General features: G+C 68.5%; 19 protein-coding genes and 1 pseudogene. 9 read left to right on the top strand and 11 right to left on the bottom strand.

Annotation, left to right across the window (positions count from 1 at the left end; all coding sequences use genetic code 11):
• Positions 1-12 precede the first annotated feature (12 nt).
• Together J2853_RS13800 and J2853_RS13795 are read left to right on the top strand one after the other, a co-directional pair.
• On the top strand, positions 13-3918 hold the full coding sequence (locus tag J2853_RS13800; protein WP_307557919.1) for a WD40 repeat domain-containing protein: 3906 nt from the start codon (positions 13-15) through the stop codon (positions 3916-3918).
• Positions 3919-4046: 128 nt separating this feature from the next.
• A complete protein-coding gene (locus J2853_RS13795) occupies positions 4047-4295 on the top strand; it encodes a hypothetical protein (protein ID WP_307557917.1) in 249 nt (82 codons plus the stop codon).
• Between the two features lie 390 nt (positions 4296-4685).
• Here the strand turns inward: J2853_RS13795 and J2853_RS13790 are convergent, their stop codons facing one another.
• From J2853_RS13790 to J2853_RS13780, 3 genes are all read right to left on the bottom strand, one after another.
• Complete coding sequence (locus J2853_RS13790) at positions 4686-6320, bottom strand: OmpL47-type beta-barrel domain-containing protein (protein ID WP_307557915.1); 1635 nt, start codon at positions 6318-6320, stop codon at positions 4686-4688.
• An 83-nt stretch (positions 6321-6403) separates the two neighbouring features.
• Positions 6404-10348, bottom strand: coding sequence for a ThuA domain-containing protein (locus J2853_RS13785; RefSeq protein ID WP_307557914.1), 3945 nt, complete (start codon positions 10346-10348; stop codon positions 6404-6406).
• A gap of 230 nt (positions 10349-10578) precedes the next feature.
• On the bottom strand, positions 10579-11556 hold the full coding sequence (locus tag J2853_RS13780) for a multicopper oxidase domain-containing protein (protein WP_307557912.1): 978 nt from the start codon (positions 11554-11556) through the stop codon (positions 10579-10581).
• A 1261-nt stretch (positions 11557-12817) separates the two neighbouring features.
• On the opposite strand from J2853_RS13780, the gene J2853_RS13775 reads away from it, so the two are divergent.
• Positions 12818-13522, top strand: coding sequence for an SDR family oxidoreductase (locus tag J2853_RS13775; RefSeq protein ID WP_307557910.1), 705 nt, complete (start codon positions 12818-12820; stop codon positions 13520-13522).
• Positions 13523-13684: 162 nt separating this feature from the next.
• Entirely contained in the window at positions 13685-14605 is a 921-nt protein-coding gene (locus J2853_RS13770; protein ID WP_307568671.1) for a phosphotransferase enzyme family protein, read from the top strand.
• 130 nt (positions 14606-14735) lie between these two features.
• On the opposite strand, the gene J2853_RS13765 is transcribed toward J2853_RS13770, so the two are convergent.
• The 5 genes and pseudogenes from J2853_RS13765 to J2853_RS13750 all read right to left on the bottom strand — a co-directional run bounded on the left by J2853_RS13765 (position 14736) and on the right by J2853_RS13750 (position 18928).
• The gene (locus tag J2853_RS13765) at positions 14736-15383 is read right to left on the bottom strand and encodes a zinc-binding dehydrogenase (RefSeq protein WP_307557908.1); all 648 of its coding nucleotides are present in this window, start codon (positions 15381-15383) and stop codon (positions 14736-14738) included.
• 67 nt (positions 15384-15450) lie between these two features.
• A pseudogene (locus J2853_RS47885) lies at positions 15451-15549 on the bottom strand (NADP-dependent oxidoreductase); the annotation flags it as partial.
• Between the two features lie 279 nt (positions 15550-15828).
• On the bottom strand, positions 15829-16734 hold the full coding sequence (locus J2853_RS13760; protein WP_307557906.1) for a hypothetical protein: 906 nt from the start codon (positions 16732-16734) through the stop codon (positions 15829-15831).
• A 772-nt stretch (positions 16735-17506) separates the two neighbouring features.
• Positions 17507-17812: a hypothetical protein gene (locus J2853_RS13755; protein ID WP_307557905.1), complete on the bottom strand. Its 306-nt coding sequence runs from the start codon at positions 17810-17812 to the stop codon at positions 17507-17509.
• 450 nt (positions 17813-18262) lie between these two features.
• Positions 18263-18928 carry a DUF998 domain-containing protein gene (locus tag J2853_RS13750; protein ID WP_307557903.1) on the bottom strand — a complete coding sequence of 222 codons (666 nt, stop codon included), beginning with the start codon at positions 18926-18928 and terminating at the stop codon, positions 18263-18265.
• Positions 18929-19070: 142 nt separating this feature from the next.
• Here J2853_RS13750 and J2853_RS13745 point away from each other — a divergent pair, with 142 nt between their 5' ends.
• Genes J2853_RS13745 through J2853_RS13735 form a run of 3 tightly spaced genes read left to right on the top strand, consistent with a single transcriptional unit; the run spans position 19071 to position 21209 of the window.
• The gene (locus tag J2853_RS13745) at positions 19071-19394 is read left to right on the top strand and encodes a YciI family protein (protein ID WP_307557901.1); all 324 of its coding nucleotides are present in this window, start codon (positions 19071-19073) and stop codon (positions 19392-19394) included.
• A gap of 58 nt (positions 19395-19452) precedes the next feature.
• Positions 19453-19914 carry a DUF6596 domain-containing protein gene (locus J2853_RS13740; protein ID WP_307557899.1) on the top strand — a complete coding sequence of 154 codons (462 nt, stop codon included), beginning with the start codon at positions 19453-19455 and terminating at the stop codon, positions 19912-19914.
• Positions 19911-21209 (top strand): MFS transporter, encoded by a 1299-nt coding sequence (locus J2853_RS13735; RefSeq protein ID WP_307557896.1) that lies wholly within the window; start codon positions 19911-19913, stop codon positions 21207-21209. The genes J2853_RS13740 and J2853_RS13735 overlap by 4 nt, the downstream gene beginning before the upstream one ends.
• A 196-nt stretch (positions 21210-21405) precedes the next feature.
• Here the strand turns inward: J2853_RS13735 and J2853_RS13730 are convergent, their stop codons facing one another.
• A complete protein-coding gene (locus J2853_RS13730; protein ID WP_307557894.1) occupies positions 21406-22242 on the bottom strand; it encodes an SMI1/KNR4 family protein in 837 nt (278 codons plus the stop codon).
• Between the two features lie 752 nt (positions 22243-22994).
• On the opposite strand from J2853_RS13730, the gene J2853_RS13725 reads away from it, so the two are divergent.
• Together J2853_RS13725 and J2853_RS13720 are read left to right on the top strand one after the other, a co-directional pair.
• Positions 22995-23888: an IS982 family transposase gene (locus J2853_RS13725; RefSeq protein WP_307555729.1), complete on the top strand. Its 894-nt coding sequence runs from the start codon at positions 22995-22997 to the stop codon at positions 23886-23888.
• 140 nt (positions 23889-24028) lie between these two features.
• Positions 24029-24436 (top strand): hypothetical protein, encoded by a 408-nt coding sequence (locus J2853_RS13720; protein WP_307557892.1) that lies wholly within the window; start codon positions 24029-24031, stop codon positions 24434-24436.
• A 95-nt stretch (positions 24437-24531) separates the two neighbouring features.
• Here J2853_RS13720 and J2853_RS13715 read toward each other — a convergent pair whose 3' ends face one another.
• Both J2853_RS13715 and J2853_RS13710 read right to left on the bottom strand, forming a co-directional pair.
• Positions 24532-25140 (bottom strand): SUKH-4 family immunity protein, encoded by a 609-nt coding sequence (locus J2853_RS13715; RefSeq protein WP_307557890.1) that lies wholly within the window; start codon positions 25138-25140, stop codon positions 24532-24534.
• 143 nt (positions 25141-25283) lie between these two features.
• Positions 25284-26177 carry an IS982 family transposase gene (locus J2853_RS13710; RefSeq protein WP_307555729.1) on the bottom strand — a complete coding sequence of 298 codons (894 nt, stop codon included), beginning with the start codon at positions 26175-26177 and terminating at the stop codon, positions 25284-25286.
• Between the last annotated feature and the right edge of the window lie 31 nt (positions 26178-26208).

Below are 26208 nucleotides of genomic sequence, written 5' to 3'. Positions count from 1 at the left end.
CAGGAGTAGCAGGTGGACCGACAGGGCGGGCAGCGGCCCGATGGCCCGGTCTTGTCGCCCGGCCAGGTCGCCGCGGCCCAGGACGGCGCGCGCGGCTGGGTACGCCAGGCGACCGTCCTGTCCGCGCGGGGGCTGGGGTGGGCGACGCCACGGACGCTGCTGGCGGGGTTGTGCGCCAGCGCGCTGGCTCCCCTGGCCGTGGTCGAACCGGGCCCGGAGGTGGCATTGGCCGGAATCCTGGTGGCCGGGTCGGTGGGGGCGAACCTGCTGTCCGATGTCATCGGGGCCTCCCTGGTCGCCGCCGTCGCCAGAACCCGAGGCGGTGCGCAGGCCGACGCCCCGTCTCCCGGCGATGGCGTTTCGGCCGCTGAGCCGGGTGAACATGTGGAGCGGGTGGAGCGGGAACTGGCGGCCCGCCTGGAGGAGATCCTGCGAGCCGGTGATGCCCGCGCCGACGCGCTGGCCGAGGTGCTGACCGTGGTGCTGAGCGAGGTGCAGGCCACGCAGGTAGTGATCGGCGAGGCGATCGCCCATGGCGATGGGCGGCTGCTGGAGGAGATGGTCGCGGGCTTCGCCGCGCTCGGCGAGCAGACGGCGGCGCTGGCACCGATGCTGGGACGGCTGGACGCGGCGGCCGGGCGAATCCAGCAGGCCCTGTACCGGCAAGATGCCGAGCACCGCTTCGACCGCGACCATCGCCGGCGGCAAGAAGCCTTGCTGGTGGTGATGCGCGAGCAACTGAGCGGAAAGCTGAGCGCCCTGGAGCGCCGTCTTCCCGCCGGACCGGGCCCGCTGCCGGACACCGGTGGCGGTGCGGTGTGGGTGGAAGGCTGTCCGTACCAGGGGCTGGCGCCGTTCGGCCCGGCCCAGGCGGGCGTGTTCTACGGGCGGGGCCAGTCGACCGCCCGGCTGGCGGCGATGGTCACCGCCCGCCCCGGTGGCGGGCTGATCGTGGTGACCGGCGCCTCGGGGGCGGGCAAGTCCTCGCTGCTGCACGCCGGGCTGCTGCCCGCCCTGGCCACCGCGCCCCCGGGCGATACCGGCGGCGGCGCGTCCTGGCCGCAGGTGACCTTCACTCCCGGGGCCCGGCCGCTGCAAGAGCTGGCGGTGCAGTTGGCGGTGCGCTGCGGCGCCGACCCCGACACCGTACTGGCGGAGCTGCACGCCGATCCGGGCCGGGCCGGGGCACGGGCCCGGCAGCTTCTGGCCGCCGAGGCGATCCGCCGCCACCAGCACGGCGCGACCGGTGAGGGCCCGCCGCGGCTGGTGGTGGTCGTCGACCAGTTCGAGGAGGTGTTCACCGCCGCCACCGGCGCACACGCCGGGGAGGCCGAGGCGTTCATGGCCGCGCTGGAGGCGATCGCCACCGGGATCGGTCCGGCCGATACCGGCGCCGGTCCACCGGATGGGGCTCGCCGCGGCACCGGCCGCCGGGGTGGTGAGCCGGCCGGGGTCGTGGTGCTCGCGGTGCGCGGTGACTTCGTCGACCGGTGCGCCGCCCACCCGGTGCTGGCGCGGGCACTGGAGGAGCGTGTGTTCGTGCTGGGCCCGATGAGCGAACAGGAGTTGCAGCGGGAGATCGCCGAACGCCTCATCAGGGCGTTGACGCTCACCACCGCCGACGGCCACGTCACCCGGCGCCGCGTGACGTGGGGGGAACTGGCCGCCATGTGCGAGCCCGAGCGACCGCGGCCGGTTCGGCAGGTCATCGAGAGCTTCGCCGCCGCCCGGCTGATGGTCACCGGCCCTCCCGCCCCGACCGGGCCACCGGAGCCGACCATCGAAAGTGCCGTTGCCCGCGATCCTGCGGCGGCACCGGCTCTGACCGCGGCCGGCACCGTGGAACTCGCCCACGACGTCCTGGTGAGCGCCTGGCCGCGACTGCGTACCTGGGTGGAAGACGATGTCGCGAGCCGGATCCTCCTCGGTGAGATCACCACGGACGCCGAGGAGTGGGCGCGCCTCGACCGCCACGACTCCGTGCTCTACCGGGGGCCCAAACTAGCCGCCGCAGAGGCGGCGCGGATCGACTGGATCACCGATCCCGATCGATCCCCCGTCCTGCCCGGCGTGGCGCAGGAGTTCCTGCGGGCGGGGCGGGCCGGGGAGCGGCGGCGTATCCGGGTCCGGCGCGGTGTGGTGACCGGGCTGGTCGCGTTGCTCGTCACCTCGCTCGTGGCGGCGGGACTCGCGTTCGCCTCGGCCCTCACCATCACCAACGAGCGCAACATCGCCCTGTCCAAGCAGTGGGCTTCCGACAGTGAGCGTTTCCTCCACTCCGCCCCGGAGTCCTCACGCCGGCTGGCCGTGATGGCCGCTCGGATCGCCGCCACCGACGAGGCCGAGCACGCCCTGCTGAACGTGATCTCCTACCCTGGCCTGCGAACCGTCTCCACGCGGCTGTCCTCGGGCTTCGTCCGTTATTCGCCGGATGGGCGAAAGGTATATATAGGTGCGTATCCACTGCCGGAGGTGCGCGATGCCCGAACGCTTGAGGTGATCCGGAGAATCGACGCCTTGGCGAGAGCGTGGCACATCGTCCCGAGTGACGACGGACGGGTGATCGCCGGGCATGATTCCATCGGCGTCACCGTCTGGCGCGACGGTGGCACGACGCTCAGCGCGCTGGTTCCGAAGGTCACCTCCCTGGATCTGAGCCGTGACGGAACCCTGCTGGTGGTGGGTGACGGCGACGGCGTCCTCCACCGGATAGACGTCCACTCCTGGGAGGCGGTCGGCCCCCCGATCGCCTCCGGTATGTCCGACGTGACGGCGATCGGCATCAGCCCTGATCGCCGGACGATCGTGGCGGGCGACGACAAGGGCGCCCTCCGGTCCTGGGACGCTCGGACCGGGGAGTCACGTGGCCGGCCGATCGAGAATCCAGGAACGCTGAAGAAGGTGGAAACGCTCGCCTTCAGCCCCGACGGACGGTACGTGGTGACCGCCCGCACCGGCGGGGGCGTGGACCGCTGGGACGTCTCGACCAGGAAACCCGGTTTGAACGCCGGGGTCTCCTACTTCCGCGAGGACACGATGCCAAGGGCACTGACGGTCGCTCCCAGCGGGAGAGTACTGGCCATTGGCGGCATCGACGGCGTCATCCGCCTGTGGGACCCGCTCTCCGGGCAGGAGCTCGGCCAGCCCCTCGTGGGACATACGTCATCCATCCGGTCCATGTCCATCAGCCCGGACAGCCGCACGTTACTGAGCACCGCCTCCGACGGGACGATGCGTTCGTGGGACATCGGCGTGCGCCAGACGACGCCTCACCCCGTGACCGACGCCGTTGAGGACGAAAGCGGCACCATCACCCGGGTCGCCCTGGACCGTAGCGGGCGGCTACTCACCGCGAGCAACGAATCCGGAGCACAACTGTGGGACCTCACCACGAGCACCAGGGCGGGCCCACGTTTCCCGCTCAAGGACATCGCCCGGATATGGCTGGCCGGCGACGGATCACGGTTCGCGACCGCCTCGGGCGACGGAGCACTCCGCCTCTGGGACGTCCCGGGCCGCCGCATGCCGGCCGTCCACCCCATCGACCACACCAACCCCGAAACGCTCGCGGCCTTCAGCGCCGATGGTTCTCATTTCGGCTATGTCACCTATAAAGCGTTCGAGGTGCTGGACCTTCGTTCCGGGCGACAGGCCAGGTATCCGATGAGTGAGATCGCGGAAAGTCTGGCCCTCAGCCCGGACGGGGGCACCGTCGCGTTCACCGTTCAGGGAGTGATCCGGCTATGGCGGGCCGGAAGCCCGTCCGCGTTGCCGGCGGCGCTCGCCGGTCACGCGGGGACGGTACGGTCTCTCGCGTTCAGCCCGGACGGCGGCCTCCTCTGCTCCCGGTTCAGGGCGGAGCCGGCGGTGCCGCCTGACGAGTTCCCGGAATACGTCTCCCCGTGCGCGAAGTCCTGAGGTGAACCCACCGGGGTCGCTGGAGGCTTGGACACACCCTCGGCGCGGTTCGTCATCCGCACGGGGTTCTCGGCCGCCAGTCGCGCTTCGACGGGTTCACGGCCGAGATCGTCGTCGAGACACCATTGGTGAGTGGCCGTGCCGGCCCGGAGGCCGCCGGGTTCGGCGCCTTCCTCGGCGGCTGGCTGGCCACCACCTACGACCTGCGCACCCCGCTCTACGCCGCCGCCGGCCTCCTCCTCACCATGACCGCTGTCACCGCGACCATGACCGGCAATCGCCGCGTCGAGACCGCACTGCGCAGCGCGCGCCCGAAAGCCGACCCGGCCGACCAGGACCCCGCCAAAGAGATCGCTGTGCAAACCACATCCAGGTGACGGTCATCGCAACGATCACCCGGCCAATGAAGAGCACGGTGTAGCCCTGATCCTCGACGCCTACCGGCGGTGGGAGACTTCGCCGCCCGCCGGCATCCAGGCGAACCGCTGTGACGCCTACGTCGTGATGGCCGCATGGCGCGGCCCCCACCCGGGAAACCGGAGGGGCTATGGCTGGCCTGCCCGGGTGTGGGTTGGTCGCGATGGCGGCCTCGGCCGCCCACCTGCGTACGAACTCCCACTCTGAGCCCCACGCCTCTTGCTGCAGAACGCCGTCGCCGTCTTCTGGGCGGCCTGACGCGTGAGCGGCCCCCGTCCCTGGACGGAGGCCGCTCACCGGCTGACGACCTCGTCTCTCGGGGCGGCCGTCACCCCTGCCCGCGGCGGGCGCTACTCGCCGCCGGCTTCCACGATCATGAACTTGGCCGTGCCCACCGACATGTTCCCGGCCTTGTCGGTGGCCCGGTACGACAGGGTGTGCGCACCGGGCTGGTTGACCGACAGCGGCTGTGTGTACGCCGCGAACGGCTGGCCGTCGAGCGAGTACTCCACGGTGTCCAGCCCGGAGCCGACGTCGCTCGCCGTCAGCTTCACCGTCGCCGAGCCGACGTAGTTCCAGGCCCAGTCCTGGGTGCCGGTGAGCGCGGCCGACACCTGCGGCAGCGTGGTGTCGTCCTCCGGAGCCACCACGGTGAACCTCAGCGTCGCCACCGGCGAGGTGTTTCCGGCCTTGTCGGTGGCCCGGTACGACAGGGTGTGCGCGCCCGCCTGGTTGACCGACACGGGGGACGGGTACTCGGTGTAGGCCCCGCCGTCGAGCGAGTACTCCACCGTGGCGACCCCCGACTCGGTGTCGCTCACCGAGATCATCACGGTCGCCGAGCCGACGTAGTTGCCCGCCGAATCCTGCTCGCCCGACAGCTGCGCCGAGACCTGCGGGGGAGTGGTGTCCTCCTCCTGCGAGGCCGCCACCGTGAACTCCACCGAGTCCACGGGCGAGGTGTTGCCCGCCTTGTCGGTGGCCCGGAAGGTCACCGTGTGCGCGCCGGGCTGGTTGACCGACAGCGGCTGTGTGTACGCCGCGAACGGCTGGCCGTCGAGCGAGTACTCCACGGTGTCGACCCCGGAGCCGGTGTCGCTCGCCGTGATCGTGACCGTCGCCGCGCCCACGTAGTCGCCGTCCGCGTCCTGGTCACCGGTCACCTCCCCGGTGACCTCGGGCGGAGTGGTGTCCTCCTCCTGCGGAGCCACCACCGTGAACTCCACCGAGTCCACGGGCGAGGTGTTGCCCGCCTTGTCGGTGGCCCGGAAGGTCACCGTGTGCGCCCCCACCTGGTTGACCGACACCGGGGCCGAGTAGGCCGCGAACCCCCCGCCGTCGAGCGAGTACTCCACGGTGTCGACCCCGGACTCGGTGTCGCTCGCCGTGATCGTGACCGTCGCCGCGCCCACGTAGTCGCCGTCCGCGTCCTGGTCGCCCGCCACCTGCGCGGAGACCTGCGGTGCGGTCGTGTCCTCGCCCCCGCCTTCGGTGACGACGAGTTCGCCGGTCATCTGGCCGTGACCGGGGATCACGCAGTAGAAGCGGTACTTGCCGGGGGTGAGGTTCACCTGGGCGATGTGCCGGCCGCCGCCGGCGTCGAAGGGGCTGGCGATGATGTTGAGGCTGACGTCGTGGTTGTAGCCGGGGGTGGAGGTGTCGAACGTCAGCGTGTGCGTCATGCCGGTGGTGTTGCCGGTGGCCGCGCTGTTCTCGAAGACGATGGTGGCGGGGCCCGCCGTCGCCGATTCCGGCGTCGACTTGTAGGCGGTCATGCTGTCGTCGGCGGTCCAGGTGAGCACCTGGTCGGCCGCCTGCGCGGCGGTGAGCTGCGTACGGGGCTGCGCGGTGGCCTGGACCGACGACAGGAAGAGCGCGGGAAGCGCCACGGCGAGCAGCACCACGGCGAGGCGCGGTGCCGTCACCGCTCCGGACGCCCGCCGCAAGGCTCTGATCACGAGGGAGGGGAGAGATCCGACATGCATGTGTCGATGCACCTTTCCGAGCTGGGGTGGAGTGCCGGGCACGGGGAACGCTCCCCGGCCCGGCACCCGGCCGGTGTACCGTCCTAGAGTTCGCGCACGCGGATGTTGCGGAAGTCGATCACGTCGTTGTTGCCGTGGTTCTGCAGCCCGAGGAACCCGCTGATGAACTGGCGCAGGTCCGTGGGCGGGTCACCGGCGCGGGACGACGCCTTGCCCGGCGTGTTGTCGAACTCGCTGATCACCGTGCCGTTGCGGATGATCGTGTAGTGCTGGCCGACCGCCCGGACCTCGTAGTCGTTCCACTGGCCCTTGGGGGTCACCCCGGCCCGGCTCAGGCCGTTGGGCGAGAAGTTGTAGACGGAGCCCGTCTTCTGCGGCTCGCCCGTGTCGCCGTCGTAGATCTGGATCTCGTGGCCGCAGAAGATCGCGACCCACGCGGGTGACGTGCGCGCCGAGCCGACCGTGCCGCAGCTTCCGGCGGGACGCTGCTCCAGCGGGGTCCTCGGGTCCGGGAACCGGACGAAGACGCCGCTGTTGGCGCGATGCGGGTCGGGCGAGCTGTCACGGAACTGCATCCGGACCGAGAAGTCCGCGTAGGCCTTGTCGGAGTACCACAGCATGCCCAGACCGCCGGAGCTGCGGATCGTGCCGTCCGGCTGGAGGGCGAATCGCCCGGACGGGGCCTGGCTCCAGCCCAGCAGCGACGACGCCGTGCCGTCGAAAATGGACTGGTACCCGCTCACCTTCCCGACCTCCGACTTGGCGCCGGCGGTGCGCAGCGCCTCCGCCTCCTGTGCGGTGATGACGCCGTCCTTGAGGAGCTGCTTCACGACGGTGTCGAGGTGCTGGACGAACTGGTTGCGGTTCTTCCAGTCGCGCTCGTCGTCGATCAGGTCGTTGATCGTGCAGCCGCCGCCGGCCGCCTTGTTGCGCACGCCGGTGAAGGCGTCGAGCAGCTGCACCGTCGGCCGGGCGTCGGGCGCGGCGCAGCCGACCGTGACAGCGATCTTCCCGGTGGCCTGCTCGCCGTCGGCGTAGGTGACCTTCAGCGTCGCCTCGTAGGTGCCGAAGCCGGCGTAGGTGTGCGTCGGGTCGGCCTCCTTCGACGGCGCGCTGCCGTCGCCGAAGTCCCACTCCCACGCCACGCCGCCGGCCTTGGCGCTGGAGAACGTCATCGTCCTGGGCTCGGCGTTCTGCCGGGCGGGACGCGCCACGGCGGCGTCCGGGTTCGGCGTCGCCGGGCCGCCCTTGTAGGTGACGCGGACCAGCTTCTGGTTCGCGTGCAGGCTGAAGAAGCCGCCGGCGTAGTCGAGCATGTAGAGCGCGCCGTCGGGACCGAACTTCGCGTCCATCCACGACTGGAGCTGGTTGGCGCCGCCGCCGCCCGGGATGATGTTCCGCAGGTCCTCGGCGAACGCCGGCCGGCCCGCGTCCCGGGCGGTCTCCGGGTTCACGGTCACGGCGACGCGGTTGTTGCCGTTGGACTGGTCACCGATGAACCACTTGCCGTCCCAGTACTCCGGCCACGCGACCCCGCTGCCGGTGTCGGTCTGGGAGCGGTGGTAGGTCGGGCCCGACATGACCGCCTGGCCTCCGCCCTTGAGGTAGGGCATGGTGAAGGTCTCCTCGCCCTGCTTGTAGGTCGGGAGACCGCTGCCGTCCTGCCGCTCCGGGTAGACCGGGCCACCGCCCTGCGGCGAGTACCAGATCATGTTGTCGCGGGCCGGCGGGATGTCGACGAGGCCGGTGTTGCGCGGCGAGGTGTTCTTCAGGTTGTCGCAGTCGTACCACTCGGCGGGCTGGGTGGCGTTGCTGTTGCTGCGGTCGCGGTAGGGCTGCTTGTTGCCCATGCAGTACGGCCAGCCCTGGTTGCCTGCGGAGGTGAGAACCGTCACGGTCTCGTACTTCGCCGGTCCCCACGTCTCGCTCGGGCCGCCGGCGTCCGGGCCGACCCAGCCGGCCGTGATCCAGTCGTTCTTCTTGTCCCACTCCAGCCGCGCGATGTTGCGGACGCCCATCACCCAGATCTCCGCGCGGGTCTTGCCGCCGCCCTCTTCCTCGCCGGTGAACAGGTTGCCCTCGGGGATCGTGTAGGTGCCGTCGGGCTCCGGGTGGATGCGGAGGATCTTGCCGTTGAGGTCGTTGGTGTTGCCGGAGGTACGGCGGGCGTCCTGGAACGAGGTGCCCTTGTAGTCCTGGGTCCAGTTGTTCCCGGAGTAACCGCCGGATCCACCGGAGGAGTTGCTGTCACCGGTGCCGATGTAGAGGTTGCCGTCCTCGTCGAAGGTCATGCCTCCGCCCGCATGGCAGCAGCTGTGGATCTGGGTGTCCCACTGCAGGAGGTCCTTGCGGCTGCTCTGGTCGATCGTCTGGGTCCGCGAGTCGTAGTCGAACCGGGAGACCGTCCGCTTGCCGATGCGCCTGTCCCGGTCGATCGACGCGTGCGGCATCCAGTACGCGTAGATCCAGCCGTTCTCCGCGAAGTCCGGGTCGAGGGTGATGCCGACCAGGCCCTCCTCGTTCTTGACCAGCTCGTCGCCGCTGCCGCGGTTGCCCATGACGGGCAGCGTGGTCAGCAGCTTGACCTGCTTGGTCCTCGGGTCCCACTGGTGGATGGTGCCGCAGCCGAGGCCCACCTTCGGGTCGTTCCAGTTGGCGATCGGGCCGGTGGCGCATGCCGCCTTGCCGATGTAGAACACCTTGCCGTTCGGCGCGATGGTCAGGCCGTGCGGCTCGCCGATCTGGTCGAGCTGGCCCTGCGTGTTCGGCGCGGTCAGCCGTTCCGTGGTGTAGTTGGCCGCGATGGTCGCCTGGCAGTCGCCCCGGACGATGCCGGTCGCCCACCGGATGGCGCCGGCGAGGTGCGTGCGGAACTGCTTGTCGCCGGTGTAGCTCGCCGCGGTGCCGCCCATGCCGGTGTAGAAGGACCGGCCGCCGTCGTAGTCACGGCACCAGGAGACCGGATGGAACGGGCCGTTGCCGTTCATGCTCGGGTTGTAGGTCCACTCCTCGACCTGCGCGATCGTGTGGACCTTGCCCACCGGATTGGGGTTCCAGCTCAGCCATTTGTCGGTCCGCGACAGGGTGAGCGGAAGTCCCTCGTTCGCCGGATGCCGGCGGTCGAGGATGTCCACGACGGCCTTCTGCTCCTTCGCCTCGGGGGGAGGCGCGGAGTCGGGCCCGAACAGCCGCAGCTCGGCGAGCTGGGTCAGGGGCTCACCGCTGTTCGCGGTGACGTTGAGCCGGTAGTACTGGTACGCCGTGGTGTTCTCGAACTTGTACTCCTTGCTCTGAGCCCGCTGGGGGAAGGTCTCCCCGCTGCGCTTGTCGAGATCCGTCCAGGTCGTCCCGTTCTGCGAGCCCTGGAGGGTCCAGTCCTTCGGGTCCCGGCCGGCGGAGTCGTTGGCCGACGTCAGCGCGTAGTGCGCCACCGCGACGGGCTTCTCCAGCTTGCCCTGCACCCACCCGGTCCGCGTCCGGGCCAGCCACTTGGTGTCGTTGTCCCCGTCGAAAACCTTGTCCTTGGTCTCGTTCGGCGGGTTCTCCGCGCTCGCCGCGGTCTCCGTCACCTTCTCCGCGATGGGGAGGGCGCCGACGGGACGGGTGCCGATCAGTTCGGTGAACCAGGCGGAGTCCACCTGCGCGCGGGCGGCGTCGCGGATGCCGACGAACCCGCCGCCACCCCTGATGTACGCCTGGAAGGCGGCGAGCTGCGATTCGTCCAGGCTCACGCCGTTGGCGGACAGGAACACCACGCCGCGGAACCGCGCCAGGTTGTCGGCGGTGAAGAACGCCGGATCCTGGGCCTCCTCGACGGAGAACCCGTTCTTCTTGCTCAGTTCCCTGATCGCCGTCGCGGCCGCCCGCACCGGGTCGTCCTGCTGCGCGGCCTGACCGCTGAATACCAGCACGTTGACGGCGGGCTTCTTGGCGGCCGGGGCGGGGGCCTGTGCCTGTAGCCGAGCCTGTGCCTGGGCCGGCACGGCGGTCGGGGTCGCCAGTCCGAGCACCAGGACGGCACTCGACATCGTGATCAGTACGCGTCGCCAGGCGGGTGGTCGGGGCGGTGAATAGCCTGTTCGACCCATCATTGCTCCTTGGGATCGAGGGTGATTCAGGACCGTTTGCGGACGAGTTCGGGGGTCGGCCGCGGTCCGGGGGGGGTGTCGACGTCTGTGTGGAGCCGTGCTCGTACGGCATGGGGCGACCGGATCCGGTCTCGGGGGCGGCCCGGGGCCGGGCGGACCGTGCGCGGCCGTCAGTGGCCCGCGTGGTCACCGCCCGAGTGACCGCCGCCCGGTTGACCCGGCACGTTCCCGTCCGCGTCCGTCACCGTGAAGATGCCGGCCATCCCCATGTCGGAGTGGCTCTGGACGTGGCAGTGGTACATCCACGCCCCCGGGCCGACACGCTCGCCCGCGATCAGCTGGAAGCCGAACGACTCGGCGGGTCCGGTGATCTTGGTGTCGATGATCCGGCTCGGGTCCTCGAGGCTCTCCAGCATGCCGGTGCGGTTGTCGGCCCAGCGGTGCCCGTGGATGTGGAACGTGTGGTAGAGCTCGCCATGGGTGATCACGATCCACTCCACCCGCTCGCCGACCTTGGCGACGAACTCCGGCGCGTGGTGCGCGGGGTGATTGTTGATCATCATGTCGTTGAAGACGACGGTGAACGTCTTGTCCGGCCTGACGTCCTTCTTCCGCCGGACCACCAGCGGGCCGTACAGCCCCTGCCGGATGCCGCCCGTGCCGTGATCGGTCCCCACCACGTGGTCGTGGTAGTGCCAGTAGCCCGCGCTGCCGGGCTCGATGCCGGCGCCGCCCCCGCGCCTGCCCTGCGCGTGGGTGCGCCAGATGTAGGTGCGCCGGCCGCCGGGCTCGACCACGCTGTCGTTCAGTCTCGTACCGTCGCTGGCCACGTCGTAGTCCACCCCGTGGACGTGCAGGCTCGCCGTCACGTCCAGGTTGTTGACCATCTCGATCTCAAGCGTGTCGCCCTCGACCATCTCGATGAGCGGCCCGGGAATCGTGGCCTTGCCGGGCTCCAGGCCGTAGCCCAGCCGGCCGTCCTCCAGTCGCTCGGCGTACAGGATAATGCGGCGGACCGCGCCCATGGTCGTGCCGGCCGTACCGGCCTGGGCCGACGCCGCGGTCTGACTCGCTGTGACCAATGGTGCCAACGCGGCAGCCGCCGCGGACGTGGTGAAGGCACGCCGGGAGAGCAGGCTTTTCGCCATGCCTCTGCCTACCTCGGTCATGGTTCCCCAATCGGTGACGCTTACGTGAGGGTGACTTGCGGGTGCTCGGGACACTGCTTTCGCGCGACGTGGGTCTAGGCCTGGACCGGTCGCGTCGTGATCGGTGGTGTCGTAGGGGGTGGTGAGATCAACATCCGATCGAAGTACGCGACATTTTCGGCGAAATGTCAAGAAGTATCGCTGGAAGAGTCAGAACTTCTGCTCATATCTGGCCAAAGGTGGATACGGCTGTTACGGTGGCCCCAAAATCGAAGTTCTCCGCATCCCCCACGTCCGCACCCCCCGCCCCATAACCCCTGGTCGCCGCCCCTCCCGGCGAGCCGCATGGTGAATCCGCTCATGCTCGCACCGACTCGGCCACACGCCGCCGCCCTGCCGCCGCCCTGCCGCCGCCCTGCCGCCGCCCTGCCGCCGCCTCTCGGCGGCCCTCCCGCTGAAGGCCCGTCACCGCCTGTGCCGGCCATCGGCTCGTCCCCGCCGCACCCCGCCACCTGGCACGCTTACCGGCTGCGACCCATACGCCCTGGCCTTCGGGCGGATGGCGTGGGGATGCCGAGGGCTCGCGGGGGCCGAACGCGGCACCCAGCCGCTCCGATCCCGTTGTGCAGCGATTCAGTTCTTATGTCGAAGCTCATGCAAAAGATGCCGGGGATCGCGCGGGAAGTGGCCATCACGGCCCACAGGATGCTGGCGGGGGCATTGCTGCGTGAGGGGCAGGCTCATCTTGCCGAAGTCCCAAGTGCCGTCCTGTGTGCGCGCCGGTCTGCTCCGGCTTCCTTTGTGACAGAGCGCAGGCGGCATCCGTGCCCTGTCAAGGGCCCGGCGTAGGTGCCGTTGACGGTCGTACGATCAAACGGCGCGCGGATGGCCATCCGGGAACCTGGTCAGGGCCCGGCGCCGGGGAAGCCCGGCCTCCAGGAAGTACGGCCGAGCGAAGCGTGGACCTTGCTGGTCAGCCCGCCCCGTGAGCGGCCCAGTTCGGGCGCCGTCAGCCGGGCGCGGTGCCGTCGCCGTAGTCGGCGGCGGGCTGTGGTCTCGGCATCGCCCTCGCGAGGCTTCCTCGTCTGAGATTTTTGCCCCTTTCGCGGAGCCTCTTTTCCACCGCGGCGGCCTTTTCCAGCTCCTGTATCAGCTGCGGATCGAGTGCCGTTCCGGCGGCGTGATGGTGCACACGAGCCGTCGTGGAATCCACGCCGACTCGTCCTAACAGATCCATTCTGAAAGAAAGAGGAACAAGAAGATGACATCGCTCAACAACGCGACCGTCCTCATCACCGGCGCCAACGGCGGAATCGGCGGCGCACTGGTCGAGGCCGCCCTGAAGCGAGGCGCCGGTCGCGTCTACGCCGCCGCACGCAACCCCAAGGAATGGCACGACGAGCGCGTCGTGCCGCTGCAACTGGACCTGACCGACCCCGCCTCGATCGAGCGGGCCGCGGGCGAGGCCGGCGACACCACCATCTTGGTGAACAACGCAGCCGTCTTCCCCCGAGGCGACCTGCTGAGCGCCCCGTTCGACGACATCACCGCGACCATCGAGACGAACCTGATCGGACCGATCCGCCTCACCCGCGCCCTCGCCCCTGCCCTGCGATCGGCCAAGGGTGCGCTCGTCAACGTGGGTTCCGTCCTCAGCTGGTTCGCCGTCGGCAAGGCCCACAGCGTCTCCAAGGCCGGCCTGTGGATGGCGACCAACGCCCTGCGGCTCGAATTCGCCCCGGACGGGGTACAAGTGCTCGGCGCCTACTTCGGCCCGACCGACACGCCAATGCAAGCGGGCAACGACACGGCCGGCATGCACCAGCCGTCCGACGTCGTCGCGTCGGTGTTCGACGCGCTGGAGGCGGGCGAGAACGAGGTCCTCGTCGACGAGACGACCAAGGGCGTGCATGCCGCACTCTCCCAGCCCGTCACCGCCCTGTACCCGGCTCTCGCATCCCGATAGCCGAGCGGCTCGGGCGCACGGCCTTGCGCCTGCCTTGTTCGACCACGCTCAGCACCGAGCGGCAAGACCGTGTCATCGATGCCGTCCACCAGGCGGCCTGACCACCTGTGCACGCCCGGCGGCCACAGGGCCGCCGGGCGTGTCATCGCGATCGACTGAGAACTGCCACGAAACTGTCAGTGGCGATTTGCCACGAGGTGTCAGTGCACAGGTCAGAGCGCAGCCATCGCGCTGTCGACCCGAGCGACGGACGCGGGCATCCCCGGGCCGCGAGTGCTCCCCAACCAGGAAGGAAAGGTGATCGACGACAGCACCCCACCGGCGGTGTCGGTGTGGGAGTGGATGCCCGGCCACGTCTCCACCCTGCTGTCGCCGCCGCAGCTGGCCGCAGCCGGTACCGCACTGGGCCGCATCCACGCCCTGTTCGCCGGCCTGCCGGGCAGCGCCCCGGCTGAAGGGCCGGCGGGGCAGCGGTGGCGCGACATCGACGTCGACGACATCACCGCGACGATCGACCAGCTCCTGGAGACCATCGCCGGGCGGATCGACGCCGGCGACGGCGATGCATTCGACGTCGAGGCGCAGCGCACCCTGCTGGAGCGCCGCGACCAGCTCGTCCACGTCCCCGAGCTGGTCGCCGGCCTGCCTGCGGACCTGACCGTCCAGGTCGTGCACGGCGACTACTCGCCGGTGAACCTGCTGTTCGTCGGCGAGCGCCTGTCGGCGGTGCTGGACTTCCGGCCCCCGGACCCGTTCCTCCTCGCCTACGACCTGGGCCGGATGGCGTTCTACCCCAACAGCGTGACCGGCGATGCGGACTGGCTCGGTGCCGCCGCCACCCTGATCGGCGCCTACCGGCAAGAGCACCCCGCCGTGGCGGCCGCTGATGTGCGCACCTGTGGGCGGGTCGCCCTGTTGCAACTGCTGAAAAGCCTGTACGGGGTGCGGCAGCACTACCTCAAGCCGGGTGTGTTCCAGGACGACCTGGACGCGTTCTGGCTGCTGCGGCACCGCGCCGTGAGCGTCCTGCCGGCCGACCTCGCCGCGACCGACACACTCCTGGCCGGGCCGGCCGACGACTGATCTAGGCCCCTTCCGACCAGCCGCTCACCTCACCCGGCATCACCCCGAAAGGCTCCCGCGGGTGAGTCGTCCGGGGTGAGTACCTTGCCCTGATCCTCCGGCTAGGGGGTACGCCGGAGGATCAGAAGTCTCAGAAGGTCACGGTGATCTTTCCTGCCAGGCTGCCTTGGAGGAAGCGTTCGTGTGCGGCTTGAATCTCGTGCAGGCCGAAGGTGGAGTGCACACGCAGATGCAAAGAGCCGCGGTCGACGAGCTTGGCGAGCTCGTTCAGTCCCGCGCCATCCTCCTGCACTTGGTTGACGGTGGTACGGACACCGCGTGCGGACAGGTCGGGGACCGGCCCGGCTTGGGTGGCGATCGACGCATATCGGCCGCCGTCAGCCACGGCCTCGTTCACAAAAGCCCCGAAGGTGTCGAAGACCGCGTCATAGCTGCGCTCTTGAAGATCGCGACTGTCGGTGGTGACGAGGCCCGCGCCGTGGCCATGGGCGAACGCGACCTGCGCGTCCCTGGAGACCAGAGCGTCGACTTCGACGCCGCGTGCGCGAGCGATCTGCAGTGCCAGCCCTCCAACTGCACCTGCGGCACCGGCGACCAGCAGCCGCTCTCCAGCAGACACCGCAAGCCAGTCCAGTGTCTGCAAGGCCGTCAGCCCGGGAAGCGGCAGGGTGGCTGCCTCGACCAGGCTGACCGCCTCCGGCGCGGCGGCTACCGCCTGCGCCGGAAGCGCGACCAGGTCGGCCCAGGTTCCCCGGCCGGAGCTGAGCTGGTGCGACATCGCGATGACGCGTTCCCCGGCGCAGATCGCTGCTGCCGCCGTCGACCACGATGCCGGCCAGGTCCCATCCGAGCGTCATCGGCAGCGGGGGTGTTCCCTCGCCGATGGCGCCCTCCCGCGTCTTGTCGTCGACCGGATTGATGCTGGTCGCGACTGTCCGGATCACCACCTCCTCAGGACCTGGTTCAGGCTGGGAAGCCTCGACGAGACTGAGAACGTCGGGTGTGCCGAAGCGATCGATCTGTATGGCACGCACGGGAGAGCCCTTTACACGACTGCTACTGACGGGCGGTGCAACACCTTCAGTGATCACGAGATTCCCACCCTGCCGCTGTTCAACGCGCCCCAGAGCCGATGGGGAGGCGTTTGCCCATCTCGGTGGTGGCCGGCAACACGGGGCAGGTCCTGGGCATGGGCTAAAACGTGCCCGGCGACGATGAGGACTTCAGAACGTGGCTTCATCGGCGGTAGCCGACCACCACTTCACTGCCCGCTGTTGCCCGCAGCAACCGAGCGAGGACGAAAGCATCGCTGGAGATTTTCCTAGCGGCGGCTTCGCCGGCACCCCGAAGACATTCCGGACTGCGCCTGCGGCGCTCATCGAAGTCCCACAACAGCACGAGCTCCCCGCGGACGCGGACGCCGCGGCGGTGACGGTGGAGGCGTGGACCGGGCCGACCGCAGCCGGCGCGATGAACGCGGCGGCGACCAGGGTGGCGGAAACGAGCAGGCGTTTGAGCAAGGAGCGCTCCCAACGTGAAGTGACAGGGCGCCTGTGAGACGACCGAGTCGCCGCCCGCGGCGTGGGCCTGCCGTTTGGCTTGTGCATACGCTGCCATCGTCGCCATCGTCGCCATCGCGTCGGAGGTTTCCGCCTCCAGGCCGCGGCCTTGGGATATGCCTCCAGTAAAGCGGCGATCTCGGGGTCGGCGTTGATCTCCAGCAGGGGGTAGCGGTCACGGGCATCGGCGAGCAGGTCGGCGAACGTCGCCGAGACGGCGTCGTCTTCGATGGGGTCGGGCGCCAGGTGCGCCGCGTGCACTCGCAGCGCCAGCAGGCCGCGCTCGCGTACCGCCCGGTCGCGTTCTTCCTCGGCCTGTTCCAGCAGCCGGGTCAGGAGGTCCCGTTCCTCTGCGCCGGTGCGGTGCGGGGTGTCGCCATCATCGCGGACCGCATCGCATTCACCGGTGGCGGGGCCGGGCACCAGCCTGCTCAGGCGTTTGGTCTCGCGAGCGGCGACAGCGTGGTCTCCGCGGGCCCGCTCGGCTACCGCCGCCAGGGTCGCATTGTGCTGGCGGGCGGCCGTGAGCTCGGCCTGCAACCGGGCGTTGTCCGCCTGGAGCGTTACCACCTCCTGCGGCGAGAGTTTCGGCTCGCGGTGCGCTCGAGTAGCTGAGCGGACAGCTGCATCAAGATCCAGCGAAATGGGTGCCGGGCACCCAAAGGGACAATCTTCGCGAAACGCTTAAAGCGCAACAAGATCGTCCTCGTGGAGTATACGGAATTGTTGGCTTTGCGCCAGTTGGATTTCACTAGAAATGGGGCAAACCGAACTTGCCCTCTCTTGGGTAAACTGGCGATAAACTGGACAAAATTGCCTTAAGTTGCACGACTAATGTATAGGCGATCGACCAGCCGATCAGCCCCCGCTCCCGAAGCCGCTACCAGGCACAACCCGGCGTGCAGAAAACTGCACGCGGTAGCGCCGCTGACAGCTCCATTCCTCCCCGAAGACCCGGCAGAAGCGTTCGCGCGGACCAGGCAGTCGATGCGCAGTCGCTTTCCTCTCTCACCGTTCTCCGGCTCGCCCCTTGCGGCCTGTCCGGCTGGCGCGCGGCCGACTGTCCAGTCCGTCGACCGAGCGTCAGCGAGGGAGTTGACCGGCGGCAAGCGTCGGCCACGCTCCAGGCCGTGGGCGAGCTAGCTTTGCGGTGACGGGCTCCGGGCCGCGAGGTGTGCGACCCGGAGCCCATCACTACGTAGATTTACGGAAGGTGCGGGGGGCTCGAACGCGTCGCCCTTCTCGCCCGGGCGGCGTAGGCCATCGGAGAGACGATGAGGGGGCGGTCCGCCCCCCTCACCGTCATCACCCGGTCAGTGAGCATCCCGGGCGGAAGGCGCGCTCAGCGGCACAGTTTGGTCAGCCGCGTCGTAATCTTGAGGCCCGCTTGTTTGGTGGGGCCGTTCCACATGGTCCCGGTTACGCTGACGATCCTACTGCGCAGGACCGACCATGAACCGTTGATCGGCTTGCCGACCTTCGTCAGCCAGGCTCTCGCGTCGGCGGATGCCTTGCTGCAGGAGTCGGCGGCCACCTGGGCCGTCGTCGCCTGCGAGGTCTCGGATGCGTGGGCGGCCGTAACCGGCAGGGCGATGGCCGCTGCGACCAATAGGGGGGCAGTCATGATGCTGATACGGCGAAAATTCAAGATCTTCCCTTTGCGAATATCGTGATCAACTAGAAAGGTCGCCTAACGGCGTAGCTGGGGGTGCCATCGTTTATCTGGGGGCAGACCAAACGCGGGAGAAAAGGGCAGTGGTTCGCACCCAGGACGGCGAAGCGCGACTTATCTGGGGTTCTTATCCTCCTCGCAGATCGGAGAGAGATGATCTTGCCAGGCAAGTAGCAAGTATGGCAAATAAGGCACGTGAGCCTGTTCGGGCATTTCGACCGAAACGCCTGAACACGGTCAGGAAAGGGGTCCCGGTAGCAATCGCGGAAAATCCAACGAACATACCTCTGACCTGAGGTGATGGCTGGGATTCTGAAGCTCCGGCGAAGGAGAAGGGGTGCCGGGACTTATCCGTTCGACGCCCCCCAGTGCAGCAGCTTCTGACCCCGCCCACCGGCTCACCGGTCGTGCTTTTCGGAGGGAGGTTCAGAGGCCGCGGCGGTACCGGACGGCGACCACGGAGATCCAGAGCATCGCGGTGATGGCGCCGACGGCCAAGGTCAGGGATCCGGCCTTGCCGCCGGTCATCGACCAGCCGTTGCCGAGCAGAAGGGCGGTGCCGGCGACGCGGGAGGCGATGGCGTGGCCGAGGTTTCCGGCGCGACTGAAGTGGCGGCCCAGGACGTAGCAGGCGGCGATCAGGGCGATGAAGGCGATCGAGCCGGAGGCCAGGTGGCCGTAGGTGTGCCAGGTGAGAGTCTCGGGCATCCCGGAGGGGGTGCCGACGGGGAAGCCGTCGGCCGGGTCCATGACGAAGACCCCCGCGGCGATCATGCCGATGCCGTTGACGCGGACCAGCCGGGGCGCCCACGTGCCTCCGGGGGAGCCGTGCATGGCCCGGCGCAGGCCGGTCGCCCCGGCGATGGTCAGGACGCCGGCGACCAGGAAGTTGGTGATCTGCAGCCAGCCGAGGGAGCCGTTGCTCAGCATGCTCAGTGGATGGCGGATCAGGTCGAAGCCTTCACGGGTGGCGGCCTGAGTCAGGGAGACGACCGCCCACAGGGGCGCCGAGACGACCGCGCAGATGAGCAGGGAGCGGGTAACGGCCGAGGGGGAGGTGGCGGTGGCGGCGGGGATCTGGACGGCGGTCATGGCCGAGGCCTTTCATGGGGTCTGTCTTCTTCGGTTCTCGCTCACACGTCGATCCGGTGATGTGACAGGGAATGGCTCCGTTCCCTGTCGCATTGGATTGTTCGACGCGTAGGCAGAGCAACGGAACTCAAGGAGAAAACCCATGCGCTACCTGATGATGTCCAAGGCCTCCGACACCGCCCCCGACGAGAAGCTGTACGTCGAGATGGCCAAGTTCGTCGAGGAGCTGACCGCGGCGGGCGCCCTGCTGGCCACCGGTGGCCTTGAGCCGGCGGGCGTCCGCATCACGTCCTCCGGCGACACGATCACGATGACCGACGGGCCGTTCGCCGAGGCCAAGGAGGCCGTGGTCGGCTTCGCGCTGATCGAGGTCCGTTCCAAGGAGGAGGCGATCGAGCTGGCCCGCCGCTTCCGCAGGATCGTTGGCGACGGAGAGAGTGTGATCCAGCAGGTCTTCGGCCCCTGAGCCGCCCACGGCACCGTCCCGGCTTGCGGGCGAGTCGGGGCGGTGCTGTCATCATGCTGTGACGAACGTCCATCGCACCATCGACGCGGTCTGGAAACTCGAGTCGGCAAAGATCATCGCTGGGCTCACGCGGATGGTGCACGACGTCGGCCTCGCCGAGGAGCTGGCTCAGGAGATCCAGGCGTCCCGCTCCGCCGCGAGGATCGGGCCCTCGGGCGAACCCGTCCAGTTGCACGAGCAGAACCGGGGGCGCTGGGATCAGCTCCTCATCCGCCGTGATTTCCTCGCGATGCTGCGCGCGCGGGAGCTCGGCGGCACGCCCGGCTTGTACGTGCTGCAGCTTGACGGCATCAGACGTGAACTCGGATCAGTGCATTCCCTCCAGAGAGGCGCCCCCTTGCGTGACCTTGGCCCATCGCATTCAGATTGCCCATGCCTAAGGCTCCGATGGGCCGATATCGCCTCCGGCCCCCGCGTTTCAGTCCCGCTCACCGCCATGAACAGCGGTGATGGCCTGTGAGACCTATCCGCGAGGCGATCGCTCCCCTAACCGTCCGGGACTTTCGTCGCTACTACTTCGGACATACCGCCTCGACGTTCGGGGACGCACTGACCCCCTTGGCGATCGCGTTCGCTGTCTTGCACCTCACCGGATCGCCCGCCGACCTCGGCATCGTCGTCCTGAGCACCCGGATACCGATCATCGCGCTGAGCCTCCTCGGCGGCGCCCTCGGCGACCGCTTCTCCCGGCGCAACGTCATGCTGGTCGCCGACCTGATGCGCTTCCTTGCTCAAGGGGCCACCGCGGCGCTTCTCCTCAGCGGAACGGCCCGCATCTGGATGATCGTGGTCCTGCAACTCATCGCGGGCATGGGATCCGCCCTCTTCAACCCCGCCTCTGTCGGCCTTGTGGTCTCGCTCGCAGGCAAGAAACGGGTGCAGGAAGCCAACTCGCTTCTGTCGATGTCGCGCAGCATCACCTCGATCCTGGCGCTCAGCGTGGCCGGAGCGCTGGCGGCAACCGTAGGGCCCGGCTGGGCGATCCTGATCGATGCGGCCACGTTCCTGGTGAGTGCGGCCTTTCTCTCTCGCCTTCCTCGCGCTGTCGCCACGCAGCGACTGGCAGCGAGCACAGGGCTACTGGCCAGCATCAAGGGAGGCCTCACGGAAGTCACCAGGCGATCGTGGCTGTTGGTGTCGGTCATCCATGTGGCGTTGACCAATTTGATCGTGGTCGCGCCGTTCCTGGTGCTCGGCCCGTATGTGGCAGACGAGCATCTCGGCGGAGCACCGGCCTGGTCCGCGATCGGCATCGCGTACGCCGTCGGAGGACTCGCCGGTGGCTTCGTCGCGGTTCGATGGAAGCCCTCCCGGCCCGTGGGTGCGGCTTTGGCGGTGTTTCTACTGATGACGCCGCTGCCAGCCCTCCTGGCTGTACCCGCCACCCTCTGGCTGCTGCTGCCGGCCGCTTTCCTGGCCGGCCTGGAAGTGGTGATCTATAACGTTTTGCAGACCACTATCATCCAGCGCCACGTTCCCGACCATCTCATCGCCAGGGCCAGCTCCGTCGTCACGCTGGGCTCACTCGCGGCGGCACCCTTGGGCATGGGGCTCGCCGGACCCGCGGCACTGGTATTCGGCAGTGGCACCGTCCTTGCGGCCGGCGCAGTCCTGGCCATCCTCATCACCGTAACCGCCCTGCTCGTTCCATCGGTGTGGCAGATCAAAGACGGCCTTGGGGAAGACGAGCAAGCGGAGCCGGCCGAAGCCGCCCGGACCGACGCGGACGGAGCGACGGTCGCATCCCAAACGTAAGCACCGGGAAACGATCACTGTGCGTCCGGGAAGCGATCATCGAACCCTCGGATCCGTGCAGCTCAGCCATACTCGTGAACACCCCCACCTGAACTCAGAGCTGCACTCAAGACCCTCACCGACATCAAGAGTGAGCCAGAACCCATTAAATCCACGCACAACACGGACTTTCCCCAGGTCATAGCGAGGGAGCGAGCTACCAGGTGGGCTCTCCGAGGCGTGTCGTCGTCGACAGCACCTGGCAGCCCATGCGGTGGACGGCGTCGAACAGTGTGGCGCGAGCCCGCGCTTCGTCTTCGGCCGGGAAGGCGACCAGGATCTGGTGACCGTAGGCCGTCTCGTAGGTCAGCGACCAGCCGAGGTCCGTGGCGGCGAAATGGTCTTGCCGGTAGTCGTCCCCGTCGTCGTTCACGCCCCGGTCGGCCGTGGGCGCGAGCGCGTCACGGAGGATCCGCAGCCGCTCAAGGTAAGGCAGCTCGCCGTCGGACAGCTCGATGCGGACGTGTTCGCGCTCGCGAAACGGCTCGAACCACGGCGACGCCGCGACCTCGCCGGGCAATATCGTCGTGGTGATCCGTCCACTCAACCAGCCGTGGAGGAACTCCACCGCGCCGACGTCCTGCGCGTCGTAGTAGACGTTGCGCGGGTTCCAGACCACGACCTTCCAGCTGTCCGGCTCTCCGTCGGTCAGCCAGCAGAGCGAGTCACCGTTGTCGGTGCCGGCCCACTCCAGCAGCCCGCCGGGTTCCGGATAGAACGGGTACGGGCATTCGTCGGGATACTGCTCGCGGTAGGACCGTTCTCTGTCCAGCAGCCGTTGTGCGTGCTGGACCAGCAGGTCGCGGGCACCGAACGGGGTCAACGGCGTGATGAAGCTGAGAAACTGGCCGAGCCCGTATCGTTCGATGAGGGCCTTGAAGTCGGTGGGCAGCCCAAGCCCGAGGGTGGCCTCGACCGCGCTCCAGTCGCCGTGCGCGTCGACCGGTTCCACGGGCGGCGGCACAAAGCGGATCAAGTCATCAATCGCTGTCATGGCCCGTAAGCGTAGTGGCTGATGATCAAGCTTCTCGTCCCGTCGACCAAAGATCCAACCGTGGTGTCCGTCCACGTGGGGCGAGGATCGGACCCGCCTCTTTCCACGCGGGGGCCGGCCGCGGCGTCGGATCGACACCCATGCCCGGTGCCACGTCCTGTCTTGCCGGGGGAGGCGCTCTCAGGCCGGCCGGTAGGTGCTGTTGGCCGCTGTCCGCCGGATGATGAACCCCATCGCCGAGTAAGAAATAAGCTCTGGGTTCCCGAGCGCCTCCCCAGGTCGCCCAGCCCCAGGACCAGGGCGTTTTTCGCGTAGAGCACGTTGGCCTGGCAGCTGAAGGGATCTCGGGATCGGTGAAGCTTCTCCCTCGTTGCTGAGGTTTTTGTAGCGGTGGTGAAGCCGAGGAGTCGCGTGCCGGCCCTGGTCGAGGACGGCACGATCCGGTGCCGAGTGTTGTCCTGACAGAGAATGCCTACTCACGCGGGGAGCGGTTCCGCACACCAGTTCAGCCGCTCGCGAGACCGGGGCGACCTCCGTCGCCTGCCCTGGGCACTGCCCGGTGCCGCTCCGGGACCGGCCGGCCGTAGGAATCCCTGGGTTCCGACGAACCCAAGGATGCATAACTTCCCAGACCACCCCAACAGTTCAACGTCGGCCCTTGGGTTCGCAGGAACTCTGGGGTTTCTAGACGAGTAAGTCCGATGTCTGGGGCCGGTGACCGGGCATGAAGAGAGGGCGTTCAAGATCATGTTGTGACGCAAGACCTGAACACCCTCTTGACCGCACTATATGTGAAGATCGACGACAAGATCGGAGGAAGCCGATCGATGGGCAGGCCGCCGCTGCTCAGCGACTCCGAGCTCGTCTGCCTGGCGGTGGCCCAGGCGCTGCTCGGTCACCACTCCGAGGCCCGCTGGCTGCGCTTCGCCCGCACGCACCTGTCCGGCATGTTCCCGTACCTGCCGCAGCAGTCGGGCTACAACAAACGCCTGCGCGCGGCATTGCCCCTGGTCAAGCAGATGATCCGGGAGCTGGCCACCGACAGCGACTTTTGGTTCGACAACCACTGGATCGTTGACTCCACACCGGTGCCGTGCGGGATGTCGCGCCCAACCGTGCAGCGCTCGAACCTGGCCGGCTGGGCCGGCTATGGCTACTGCGCCTCACACTCCCGGTTCTTCTGGGGCCTGCGGCTGTATCTGGTGTGCACCCCGACCGGCATGCCGATCTTATGGGCGCTGGCCAACCCGAAGATCGGCGAGCGGGAGGTGCTGGCCGCGATGCTCGAGGTCGATGCCGGCCTGATCGCCGAACGCGAGGGCATTCTGCTCATCTGCGACAAGGGTTTCGCCTCCAAGCCTTTTGAGAAGGAACTCGCCGCCCACGGCATCGACCTGCTGCGTCCCTCCCGCAAGCGGGAGAAACAGCGGCACGGCGAGCCAATGCTCAAGAAGGTCCGCCAGCTCATCGAGTCGGTCAACGACACTCTCAAAGGCCAACTCGACCTGGAACAACACGGCGGACGGACCTTCGAGGGCGTCGCCGTCCGCGTCGCCCAGCGCATCCTGGCGATGGCCGCGGCAATCTGGCACAACAACAAGACCGGAGCCCCGGTCACCCGCTCGCTGATCGCCTACGACCACTGATCACATCGGACTTACTCGTCTAGGCCCGGTGCCCCCGACGCTACGGCCAAGTGACAAGTAGGAGCGGTAAGAGAGGATGACGTGTCATCGTTGTGACGACGAATCTGTCATCACTTTGACGACATCTGGAAGATGGTGCCGTGAAGTCTGCATACGACCTCGCCGACCCCGACGACGCCCGGCGGTTCCTCAACGACGACCCCGCAGGCGAGTATCGTTGGCAGCCGCCCGGCAGCGAACCCATCTACGTCGACCAACTGGCCTCACTGCTGCAATTCACCGAGCCGCGCCCGGACTCCCATACCCTGACCGGCGACGAGGCGCCGGCCGGGCTCACGTTGCTGGCAACGCTGCGGGACTGGCTGGCCGACGCTGAGCCCGACCTGATCGACGCGGCCCGCCGGGCCGGGGTCACCTGGGAGGATCTCGCGCCGGTGCTGCGCGTCGCCGACCGTCGCGCCGCCCCATGTCGTTCGCTGCGTGTGGAACCGGCCGACATGTGGCCATGCGGTGACACGAAGCTCTTGTTCCGGTCACCACGGCACTGATCAGTGGTCGGGCAGATCGACGAGGAGACCCGTCCGCAGGAAAGCGCCCACGCACCGCGCAGACCGCGCGGTGCGTGGGCGACATCGGCCGGCGATCACCCGTAGAGCGAGCGGGCTCCCGGACTGTCGCCCTTGAAGCGTCGGCCCGCGGCGATCTCCTCGCCGACCACCGACCAGACGGTCTCGTCGTCCTGGAAGGGAAGCGGGTCAATGCCGCTCGTCTCCTGACGGATAAGCGCGACCTCGCGTTCCAGACGCTCGAAGTCGGCTTCCTCGCCGCCGCCGAAGGTGAACCCTTCCAGCAGTCGCTGGAACCGGAGGGCGACCTGGACGAGGGAGGAGACGTCCGTATGGAGTTCCCGCACGATCTCCTCGTCGGCGTCCAAGGCGTGCACCTTTCCGGAAGCGGGGTCGAGGGCGAGGTGGGCGTTGAGCAACCAGCCGATGACGGGCCATTCGCCCGCGCCCTCCGAGGCGTCCTCGAAGTCCTCGACGTCAATGACGTCCTGGACGAGGGGCAGGCGGCCGGAGTCCTCGACGGGCTCACGCAGCCGGAGCGTCCCGGTGGGGACGCCGACGGTCTGCAGGAGGCTGGCGCCCTCGGTGTCCGCGGCGGCGGGCGGAAAGGCGATGGAGGGCAGGGTCGTGAGACGGTCCTCGCCGAAGACGTCGACGAGTTCGCTGCGGGTGACATCAAAAAGCACTGCCGAAACTCCGAACTGGACGGCGACACGGGCGCCGTGGGACCGTCAGTGGACGGAAGCGGTCACAACAACAGCGTCGCGGATCGAGGCGCTTTCGGTGTCCTTGATTCCGCCCCGCTTCTAGACGAGTAAGTCCGATGTGATCAGTGGTCGTAGGCGATCAGCGAGCGGGTGACCGGGGCTCCGGTCTTGTTGTTGTGCCAGATTGCCGCGGCCATCGCCAGGATGCGCTGGGCGACGCGGACGGCGACGCCCTCGAAGGTCCGTCCGCCGTGTTGTTCCAGGTCGAGTTGGCCTTTGAGAGTGTCGTTGACCGACTCGATGAGCTGGCGGACCTTCTTGAGCATTGGCTCGCCGTGCCGCTGTTTCTCCCGCTTGCGGGAGGGACGCAGCAGGTCGATGCCGTGGGCGGCGAGTTCCTTCTCAAAAGGCTTGGAGGCGAAACCCTTGTCGCAGATGAGCAGAATGCCCTCGCGTTCGGCGATCAGGCCGGCATCGACCTCGAGCATCGCGGCCAGCACCTCCCGCTCGCCGATCTTCGGGTTGGCCAGCGCCCATAAGATCGGCATGCCGGTCGGGGTGCACACCAGATACAGCCGCAGGCCCCAGAAGAACCGGGAGTGTGAGGCGCAGTAGCCATAGCCGGCCCAGCCGGCCAGGTTCGAGCGCTGCACGGTTGGGCGCGACATCCCGCACGGCACCGGTGTGGAGTCAACGATCCAGTGGTTGTCGAACCAAAAGTCGCTGTCGGTGGCCAGCTCCCGGATCATCTGCTTGACCAGGGGCAATGCCGCGCGCAGGCGTTTGTTGTAGCCCGACTGCTGCGGCAGGTACGGGAACATGCCGGACAGGTGCGTGCGGGCGAAGCGCAGCCAGCGGGCCTCGGAGTGGTGACCGAGCAGCGCCTGGGCCACCGCTAGGCAGACGAGCTCGGAGTCGCTGAGCAGCGGCGGCCTGCCCATCGATCGGCTTCCTCCGATCTTGTCGTCGATCTTCACATATAGTGCGGTCAAGAGGGTGTTCAGGTCTTGCGTCACAACATGATCTTGAACGCCCTCTCTTCATGCC

This window comes from Streptosporangium lutulentum (genome assembly GCF_030811455.1).
GTDB classification, from domain to species: Bacteria; Actinomycetota; Actinomycetes; order Streptosporangiales; family Streptosporangiaceae; genus Streptosporangium; species Streptosporangium lutulentum.
This window is presented reverse-complemented; position numbering and strand designations above follow the sequence as displayed.